This is a genomic window from Streptomyces sp. CBMA156 (genome assembly GCF_014596515.1).
GTDB lineage: Bacteria > Actinomycetota > Actinomycetes > Streptomycetales > Streptomycetaceae > Kitasatospora.
In genome coordinates this window covers 1-8406 of record NZ_MSJQ01000075.1, presented here as the reverse complement: position 1 = coordinate 8406, position 8406 = coordinate 1, and the positions used below count along the sequence as shown (strand labels likewise).

The window sequence follows — 8406 nt, the reverse complement described above, 5'->3', positions numbered from 1 at the left end:
CTCGGGCTGACGGCCGAGGCCGGCGGGCCGGAGGCGGTCCGCGACGCGGACCTGGTGGTCTGCTGCACCACCGCGCGCACGCCGCTGTTCGACGGCGCGCTGGTGCCGGCACACGCGGCGGTGGCGGCGGTCGGCTCGCACGAGCCGGACGCCCGCGAGGTCGACGAACTGCTGGTCCGGCGGGCCGAGTTGTACGTGGAGGCGCGTACGGTAGCGGCCCGGGAGGCCGGGGACCTGCTGATGGCCGGCGTGGCCGGGCGGCAGCTGTGGAACCTCGCCGAACTGGTGCGCGGTGACGCGCTGGTGCCGGACGGGCGGCCGCGGTTCTTCAAGAGCGTCGGGATGGCCTGGGAGGACCTGGCCGTCGCGGCGGAGGTGTACCGGCAGCAGTAGCCGTCCGGCGGCCGCTCAGTCGCCCAGGAACTCGAGCCGGCTCCCCGGAGTCGCCGCGCACTCGGCGAGCAGGTTCCGCAGTTCGCGGACGGCCGCCCGCTCCGCCTCGGTGGTGCAGCGGGCGAGCAGGGCGGTGGCCTCCTCGAAGGCCGCGCCCGCGTCCTGCTCGTCGAACAGGGTGTCCCCGTAGGGGTCGATCCGGCCGAGCCGGTGGCGGGCCGGATCGGTGTGCCGGGCCAGGGCGATGGTGAGGGCCTCGCCCGGGCTCGACAGGTGCAGCATCCTGGGGCCGGTACGGCGGCCGCCGTTCGGGTGGCCGTCGTACAGCGCGATGTCGATCGACATGTCGTTACTCCTGGCCCTGGTCGGGAGTTGTGGAGCCGGAGCCGGTGCAGCGGGAAGGGATCCCCCGCTGCGCCGGCTCCTCACGTTCTCCGGTGGCGGGTTCCGGTGGCGGGCCGGGCCGGGACGTTTTCCGGCAACGGGCCGGGCCGGTCAGCCCCGGTCGTCGGTGTAGCCGGCGAGCAGCCGGACCAGGTGCCTGCCGGTGACCAGCAGCGGTTGCTCGCTGCGGGCGACCTGGGCGGACAGCTCGGCGCCCTCCAGGGCGTTGATCACCGTGCCGGCCAGCTCGACGGCGTCCTCCTCGCCGATGCCGGCGGTGCGCAGCCGCTGCGCCACGATGGCCCGCCAGTTGTCGAAGGCCTCGGCGACGGCCTCCTCGATCACCGGCACCCGGCCGACCGTCTCCAGCGCGGTGGTGGTGATCGGACAGCCGTCCTGCCAGTCGGAGGCGCGCAACTCCTCGGCGAGCAGCCGGGTGCAGGAAGCCAGTGACTCGCCCAGGTCCGGCGAGGAGCCGAGCCCGGCGCGCAGCAGGACGGCGAACTCCTCGTCCCCGTGCCGGATCGCCTCGGCGGCCAACTCCTGCTTGCCGCCCGGGAAGAAGTGGTAGACGGAGCCGAGGGTGGCCTCGGCCTCGCGGGAGATCTGCTTGATCCCGGTGCCCTCGTACCCCTGGCGTTGCAGCAGCCGGGAGGTGGCCCGGACGATCCGCTCGCGGGTGCCGGGTTTCGCGGCGCCCGTCGCGCCGTTCTTCGCGGCGCCCGTCGCGGAGGTCTTCTCGGGCGTCTTCTCGGGCGTCTTCACGCCGTGATTCTAGCCGAGGTGCTGAGTAGAGCGTTCGTTCCAGTCCTGTGCTAGCGTCGGCCCCGGCGCTCTGAATAGAGCGTTCGTTCCAGAGCGAGGGGAAGACACATGTCCGTGGAGCAGCAGGCGCAGCGGTCCGTGACGGTGATCGGGCTCGGTCCGATGGGGCAGGCCATGGCCGGGGCGTTCCTGGACGCCGGGTACGCCGTCACGGTGTGGAACCGGTCGGCCGGGCGGGCCGGGGAGCTGGTCGCCCGGGGTGCGGTGGTGGCGGCCGGCGCGGAGGCGGCGATCGCGGCGAACGAGCTGGTGGTGTTCAGCCTCACCGACTACGACGCGGTCTTCGAGGTGCTGAAGGCGGTGGAGCCGGTGCTGGACGGGAAGGTGGTCGCGAACCTCAGCTCGGACACCCCGGACCGGGCCCGCGAGGCCGCCCGCTGGCTGGCCGAGCGCGGGGCCGGGCACCTGACCGGCGGGGTGCAGGTGCCGCCGTCCGGCATCGGCAGCTCCGAGTCGTCCACCTTCTACAGCGGGCCGGTCGAGCTGTTCCGGCAGCACCGGGCCGCCCTGGAGGTGCTCACCGGAGCCGACTACCGGGGCGACGACCCCGGGCTGGCGCAGCTGTACTACCAGATCCAGATGGACCTGTTCTGGTCCTCGATGGTCGGCTACCTGCATGCCACGGCCGTCGCCGAGGCCAACGGGATCCCGGCCACGGAGTTCCTGCCGCACGCCGTCTCCGTCGCCTCGCTGATGCCGGGGCTGATCGAGTTCTACGCGCCGCGGATCACCGCCGGCGACCACCGCGGGGACGTCGACCGGATGACGATGGCGCTGGCGAGCATCGAGCACGTCCGGCACACCGCGGAGGACTCCGGGGTGGACGGCGCGCTGCCGGCCGTCCTGGCGGAGCTGGTCCGGCGGGGCGTGGAGGGCGGTGACGGCGCGGCCAGCCTGAGCGCGCTGGTGGGACGCCTCCGCCGGGCGTAGCCGTCCGTGCCAAGCGGAAGATCGTGTGCCGTCGGCCGTTGTCACGGCCGACGGCCGCTGTCACCATGGCGTTCGACGCCATGAGGGGCCCGGGTGGCGGGTGTTCGAATCGCTGACGGACGCGCACGCAACGTAACGTGACATTGTACGCTGGTGTTCTGCACCCACCCGGAGGAACACCATGTCCGACCTCAAATCCCGCACCCTGATCTCCGTACAGGAGCGGCTTCGCGACCAGGTCGCCCACGCACTCCGGGCGGCCCTGATCTCCGGTGAACTGCGCCCCGGCATGGTCTACTCCGCACCCGCTCTCGCCGCCGACTTCGGCGTCTCCGCGACCCCGGTCCGCGAGGCCATGCTCGACCTCGCCCGCGAGGGCCTGGTCGAGGCCGTCCGCAACAAGGGCTTCCGGGTCACCGAGCTGACCGACCGCGACCTGGACGACTACACCGAGATCCGCGCCCTGATCGAGGTCCCGACCGTCGGCCAGGTCGCGCGCACGGCCACCAAGGAGCAGCTGGAGCGGCTGCGCCCGCAGGCCGAGGCGATCGTCGCGGCGGCCCGCAAGCACGACCTGATCGGCTACCTGGAGGCCGACCGCCAGTTCCACCTGGACGTCCTGGGCCTGGCCGGCAACACGCGGCTGGTCGAGGTGGTCGGCGACCTGCGCAAGCGCTCGCGGCTGTACGGCCTCAACCGGCTGGACGAGCGCGGCGAGCTGGTCTCCTCGGCGGAGGAGCACCTGGAGCTGCTGGACCTGATGATCGCCGGCGACGCGGCCGGGGCCGAGGCCTGCATGACCCGCCACCTCAGCCACGTCCGGTCGCTGTGGGCCGGCGAGGAGAAGCCGGCCGAGCCGGAGCCCTCGGCCCTGCGGCTCGGGGCCCGGCAGGGCTGAACCGCTCGTTCGGGTGATGGTTGAGGATCGGGCGTCGGAGGGTGTCCGGGTCCTACGATGATGGTCCTCGACATCGGCAGCCAGGAGGAAATCCATGTCCGCCGCAGCAGTGGAAGAACCCATGGGGCAGCCGACGTTGCTCGAAGCCGCCGAACTGATCTCGCAGCAGTTCCCCGGCTACCGGGTCGAGATCGTCGGGAGCCAGATCACCGTGACGCCGCCGCCGAACTTCAAGCATGGTCGATCGATCAAGAGGTTTGACCGCCTGTTCGAAGCGGCTGGTCTGGACGGCGGAGAATCCGAAGTCTTTCAGGGCATTGGCATCTGGTTGCCGAACGGCCCCTATGACTTCGCCGTACCGGACCTGGTGGTCGTCGACGCCGACAGTGATGACCGGATTCTTGAATACGGTTGCTACGACCCGGCGATCTTCCGTCTCGTGCTGGAAGTGACATCGTCGAACCACCTGGTCGACCTGAAGGTCAAGCCGACGCTGTACGCGGAGGCAGGGGTGCCCGTCTATGTGATCGTGGACCGGACGAACCAGCGCGTGATGGTGCTGACCGACCCCAAGGACGGCGAGTACCGGGTGCACGCCGTCCACCACCCCGGGCAGTCCTTCACGCTGCCGGAGTCGATCGGCGCGTCGGTGACGCTCTCGGTGGACGACGTGCTGACGGCGAAGAAGTAGTTCAGACCGCCGCCGCGGGCACCGTCAGCCGGCCGTCGTGGACCTCGGCGACCTGGTCGACGGCCGTCAGGTGGGTGCGGTCGTGGGTGACCAGGACGGTGGCGGTGGCCCGGCGGTGGGTCAGGTCGGTGATCAGGTCGAGGACGGCGGCGCCGCGTTCGTGGTCCAGGGCGCTGGTGGGTTCGTCGACCAGCAGCACGGTGGGGTCGTTCATCAGGGCGCGGGCGATGTTGACCCGCTGGCGCTGGCCGCCGGAGAGCTGGTGCGGACGGCGGGCGGCCTGGTCGCGCAGGCCGACGGCGTCCAGGAGCTCCAGGGCGCGGGGGAGGGCGCTGCGCGGGGAGCGGCCGTCCAGGTGGGCCATCACCTGGAGTTGCTCCACGGCGGTGAGCGAGGGCAGCAGGTTGGCCTGCTGGAAGACGACGCCGATCCTGGTGCGGCGCAGCGCGGTGAGTTCGGCCCGGCTGAGGCCCGTGGTGTCGGTGCCGTCGACGACCACCCGGCCGGAGTCCGGGGTGATCAGGGTGGCGGCGACCGCCAGCAGGCTGGACTTGCCGGAGCCGGAGGGGCCGACGACGGCGGTCAGCGAGCCCTTGGGGACGGTCAGCGAGACGTCGTCGAGGGCGGTGAGCCGGCCGTCGCCGTCCGGGTAGGTCAGGGTGATGCGGTCGAGGGCCAAACTCATCGGGCACTCCCCAGGGCGGTCAGCGGGTCGACGGAGGTGATCCGGCGGATGGACAGGGCCGCGCCGATCGCGCCGAGGGCGATCATGACGACGGCGGGCAGCAGGACGGTCGGGGCGTCCAGCACGAACGGGACGGCGGAGCCGATCAGCGCGCCGAAGCCGGCCGCGACCGCGGTGCCCAGCAGGGTGCCGAGCACCAGCAGCAGGACGGCCTGGCCGAGGGCGTCGCGCAGCAGGTAGCGGGTGGAGGCGCCGAGGGCCTTGAGGACGGCGATGTCGCCGCTGCGCTGGATCGTCCAGACGGTGAAGAACGCGCCGATCACCAGGGCCGAGATGGCGAACAGGAAGCCGCGCATCAGCTGGAGGGAGCCGTTCTCCGAGGTGTAGGAGCCGATCGCGGTGAGGGCGTCGTCGCGGGTGCGGGTCTCGGTGCCGTGGCGGGCGTCGGCGGCGGCCAGGTCGGCGCCCTTCGCGGTGTCGAGCGCGATGACGGTGGCGTGGCCGGCGCCGCCGGGGGCGGCCTGCTGCCAGTCGCCGAGGCTGGTCCAGATCACCGGGGTGTGGCTGTACGCGGCGTCGCCCTCGACGGCGGCGACCCGCAGCGGGTGCCCGGCCAGGGTGAAGTCGGCGCCGGGGGCGAGGCCGCCCAGGTTCTCGGCGGCGGTCCTGGACAGCACCGCCTGGCCGGGGGCGACCCGGGTGCCGCGCGGGGCCAGGTCCGAGCCCTCGGGGACGCCGAAGGCGGAGAGCGCGGCGGTGCGCTTGCCCGCGGCGGCCTTGGTGGTGGTGATGCCGAGCGGCTGGGCGGAGGTGACGCCGGGCTCGTGGGCCCAGGCCTGCCACTGCTCGGGGGTGACCTGGGAGTCGGTGAAGGAGAGCTTCTGCCCGTCGGCCGGCTTGCCGAACACCAGGTGGTCGGCGGGCAGGCCGGTGATCGCGGAGATGTTCTGCCGGCCGAGCCCGGCGGTGAGCCCGGACAACAGGCCGACCAGGACGGTGATCAGTACGATGACGGTCCCCATCAGGGCGAACCGCCCCTTGGCGAACCTCAGGTCCCTCCAGGCGACGAACACGGTGAGCCTTCCTCTGCACAGGTGCTTTCGACTCTTCCACCGTCCCGGATCGGCGGGCCCGCGGGCATCGCGCCGGGGATTGCATCCTGGGCATCAAAGGGCAGAGGCCGAGTTCAACCTTTTGATTGATGCCGGGTGCGGGCACGGAACTTAGGCTGGACGGATGGCGACCGAACGATTCAGAACCACCCCCGTCGCCCGCGTCCTCCAGGTCTGCCTGCACCTGCTCGTGGCGGGCCTGCTCGCGCTCGCCGTCGCCCGTGCCGTCCTCGTCGACCGGGGCGGCGATCCGGCCGCCGTCGCCGCCGCGGCCACCGCGATGGCCGCCGTCTACGCGGTCGGACCGCAGCTGGCCTCCGTGCGCCGCTCGCGCCGGGCGGCCGCGCTCTGGCTGGCACTGCTCGGCGTCACCTGGGCGGGCGTGCTGGTCGCCACCCAGGACGGCGTCTGGCTGGCGTTCCCGCTGTACTTCCTGGAGCTGCACCTGCTGGGGCGGCGCGCCGGGCTGGTGGCCGTCGGGCTGACCGCCGCCGCGTCGATCGCCGCCTGGTCCTGGCACCAGCACAGCTTCGGCTTCGCCGCGTCGATCGGGCCCGCGCTCGGCGCGGCCGTCGCCACCGCCACCGTGCTCGGCTACCAGGCGCTGTACCGGGAGAGCGAGGAGCGCCGGCGGCTGATCGACGAGCTGACCGCCGCCCGCGCCGACGCCGCCGCCGCCCACCACGCGGCCGGGGTGCTGGCCGAGCGCGAGCGGCTCGCCCGGGAGATCCACGACACCCTCGCGCAGGGCCTCAGCTCCATCCAGCTGCTGCTGCGCGCCGCCCAGCGGGCCCTGCCGGAGCGCACCGAGGCCGCCGGCGGGTACGTCGAGCAGGCGCGGCAGGCCGCCCAGGACAACCTGGACGAGGCCCGCCGGTTCGTCCGGGCGCTCACCCCGCCCGCGCTGGACGGCGATCCGCTGCCGGTCGCGCTGGAGCGGCTGTGCGCGACCACGACGGCGCACGGCGCGCTGCCCGTCCACCTGCACCTCTCCGGCGATCCGTTCCGGCTGCCGGCCGCGCAGGAGGTCGCGCTGCTGCGGATCGCGCAGTCGGCGCTCGGCAACACCGTCCGGCACGCGGGGGCCTCGCGGGCCGAGGTGACACTCAGCTACATGGAGGGCGAGGTGGCGTTGGACGTGTACGACGACGGGGCCGGGTTCGACCCGGCGGCGGTCGCCGGCCGCACCGGCGGGGACGGCGGGTTCGGGCTGCCCTCGATGCGGGCCAGGGCCAGGGCGCTCGGCGGCGGCTTCACGGTGGAGTCGGCGCCCGGGGAGGGGACCACGGTGGCGGTGCAGCTGCCGGTCGCTCCGGAGGCCGGCCAGTGATCCGGCTGCTGATCGCGGACGACCACCCGGTGGTGCGGGCCGGGCTGCGGGCGGTGCTGGAGTGCGAGCCGGACTTCGCCATCGTGGCGGAGGCGGCCACCGCCGAGCGGGCCGTCGAGCTGGCCGCGGATCCTGGTGTGGACGTGGTGCTGATGGACCTCCAGTTCGGTCCGGGGTCGGCGATGAACGGGGCGCAGGCCACCGCGGCGATCACCGCCAGGGCGGGCGCGCCGCGGGTGCTGGTCGTCACCACGTACGACACCGACGCGGACACCCTGCCGGCCCTGGAGGCGGGCGCCACCGGCTACCTGCTGAAGGACGCGCCGCCGGAGGAACTGGCGCAGGCCGTCCGGGCCGCCGCGGCCGGGCGCAGCGCGCTGGCGTCCAGCGTGGCGGACCGGCTGCTGGAGCGGATGCGGACGCCCGCGGCGGCGCTCAGCGCGCGGGAGACCGAGGTGCTGGGGCTGGTCGCGGACGGGCTGGCCAACCAGCAGATCAGTCAGCGGCTGCACCTGAGCCAGGCCACGGTGAAGTCCCATCTGGTGCACATCTACACGAAGTTGGGGGTGGACTCGCGTACGTCGGCGGTGCGCGAGGCGCGGCGGCGGGGGCTGATCCGCTGAGCGTAGGGTGGGGGTGTTCCGGGCGCGCGCCCGTGGCCGTGTTCCGTCCCCGCAGTGTGAGGAGCGCCCGATGACCGTCCGACTCGACGAGCTGGCCGTACCGGTGATCGCCGCCCCGATGGCGGGCGGGCCCTCGACGCCCGAGCTGGTGGCGGCGGTGAACCGGGCGGGCGGCCTGGGGTTCCTGGCCGCCGGGATGAAGACCGCCGCCGGGATGTCCGAACAGATCGCCGCGGTGCGGAAGTCGACCGGCCGGCCGTTCGGGGTGAACCTCTTCGTGCCGGGTCCGCCCGGGGACCGGGCGGCCGTCGCGGCCTACCGGGAGCGGCTGCGGCCCGAGGCCGAGCGGTGGGACGTGGCGCTGCCGGAGGAGGCCGGGCCCGACCGGGACGACTGGGAGGCCAAGCTCGCCGCGCTGCTCGCGGACCCGGTGCCGGTGGTCTCGTACACCTTCGGGCTGCCGACGGCCGAGGAGGCGGCGGCACTCCGGGCGGCCGGCACGACACAGGTCGGCACCGTGACCACGCCGGCGGCG

10 protein-coding genes and 1 pseudogene are annotated in these 8406 nt (G+C 73.6%); 7 read left to right on the top strand and 4 right to left on the bottom strand.

What is annotated here, in order from left to right; all coding sequences use genetic code 11:
• Positions 1 to 393, top strand: a pseudogene (locus tag BU198_RS06200) (ornithine cyclodeaminase family protein); the annotation flags it as partial.
• A 15-nt stretch (positions 394 to 408) separates the two neighbouring features.
• Here BU198_RS06200 and BU198_RS06195 read toward each other — a convergent pair.
• Together BU198_RS06195 and BU198_RS06190 are read right to left on the bottom strand one after the other, a co-directional pair.
• Positions 409 to 738: a hypothetical protein gene (locus BU198_RS06195; protein ID WP_188295834.1), complete on the bottom strand. Its 330-nt coding sequence runs from the start codon at positions 736 to 738 to the stop codon at positions 409 to 411.
• Positions 739 to 888: 150 nt separating this feature from the next.
• On the bottom strand, positions 889 to 1446 hold the full coding sequence (locus tag BU198_RS06190) for a TetR/AcrR family transcriptional regulator (protein WP_317619991.1): 558 nt from the start codon (positions 1444 to 1446) through the stop codon (positions 889 to 891).
• Between the two features lie 204 nt (positions 1447 to 1650).
• Here BU198_RS06190 and BU198_RS06185 point away from each other — a divergent pair, with 204 nt between their 5' ends.
• The 3 genes from BU198_RS06185 (at position 1651) to BU198_RS06175 (ending at position 4121) form a co-directional block, all read left to right on the top strand.
• Complete coding sequence (locus tag BU198_RS06185; protein WP_188295832.1) at positions 1651 to 2532, top strand: NAD(P)-dependent oxidoreductase; 882 nt, start codon at positions 1651 to 1653, stop codon at positions 2530 to 2532.
• A gap of 181 nt (positions 2533 to 2713) precedes the next feature.
• Positions 2714 to 3430: a GntR family transcriptional regulator gene (locus BU198_RS06180; RefSeq protein WP_188295831.1), complete on the top strand. Its 717-nt coding sequence runs from the start codon at positions 2714 to 2716 to the stop codon at positions 3428 to 3430.
• Positions 3431 to 3524: 94 nt separating this feature from the next.
• The gene (locus BU198_RS06175; protein WP_188295830.1) at positions 3525 to 4121 is read left to right on the top strand and encodes a Uma2 family endonuclease; all 597 of its coding nucleotides are present in this window, start codon (positions 3525 to 3527) and stop codon (positions 4119 to 4121) included.
• A 1-nt stretch (position 4122) separates the two neighbouring features.
• On the opposite strand, the gene BU198_RS06170 is transcribed toward BU198_RS06175, so the two are convergent.
• A complete protein-coding gene (locus BU198_RS06170) occupies positions 4123 to 4806 on the bottom strand; it encodes an ABC transporter ATP-binding protein (RefSeq protein ID WP_188295829.1) in 684 nt (227 codons plus the stop codon).
• Positions 4803 to 5879, bottom strand: a complete 1077-nt coding sequence (locus BU198_RS06165) for an ABC transporter permease (protein ID WP_188295828.1) — start codon at positions 5877 to 5879, stop codon at positions 4803 to 4805. The genes BU198_RS06170 and BU198_RS06165 overlap by 4 nt, the downstream gene beginning before the upstream one ends.
• Before the next feature lie 163 nt (positions 5880 to 6042).
• On the opposite strand from BU198_RS06165, the gene BU198_RS06160 reads away from it, so the two are divergent.
• The 3 genes from BU198_RS06160 to BU198_RS06150 form a co-directional block, all read left to right on the top strand.
• Complete coding sequence (locus BU198_RS06160; RefSeq protein ID WP_188295827.1) at positions 6043 to 7248, top strand: sensor histidine kinase; 1206 nt, start codon at positions 6043 to 6045, stop codon at positions 7246 to 7248.
• On the top strand, positions 7245 to 7871 hold the full coding sequence (locus BU198_RS06155; protein ID WP_188295826.1) for a response regulator transcription factor: 627 nt from the start codon (positions 7245 to 7247) through the stop codon (positions 7869 to 7871). The genes BU198_RS06160 and BU198_RS06155 overlap by 4 nt, the downstream gene beginning before the upstream one ends.
• A 70-nt stretch (positions 7872 to 7941) precedes the next feature.
• On the top strand, positions 7942 to 8406 hold a 465-nt coding region (locus tag BU198_RS06150; protein WP_188295825.1), incomplete at its 3' end, for a nitronate monooxygenase.

What these genes read in the sequence shown, in the direction of transcription:
- BU198_RS06160 (WP_188295827.1), top strand. Translation starts at nt 6,043, where the DNA reads ATGGCGACCGAACGATTCAGAACCACCCCCGTCGCCCGCGTCCTCCAG.
- BU198_RS06175 (WP_188295830.1), top strand. Translation starts at nt 3,525, where the DNA reads ATGTCCGCCGCAGCAGTGGAAGAACCCATGGGGCAGCCGACGTTGCTC.
- BU198_RS06185 (WP_188295832.1), top strand. Translation starts at nt 1,651, where the DNA reads ATGTCCGTGGAGCAGCAGGCGCAGCGGTCCGTGACGGTGATCGGGCTC.
- BU198_RS06180 (WP_188295831.1), top strand. Translation starts at nt 2,714, where the DNA reads ATGTCCGACCTCAAATCCCGCACCCTGATCTCCGTACAGGAGCGGCTT.
- BU198_RS06170 (WP_188295829.1), bottom strand. Translation starts at nt 4,806, where the DNA reads ATGAGTTTGGCCCTCGACCGCATCACCCTGACCTACCCGGACGGCGAC.
- BU198_RS06195 (WP_188295834.1), bottom strand. Translation starts at nt 738, where the DNA reads ATGTCGATCGACATCGCGCTGTACGACGGCCACCCGAACGGCGGCCGC.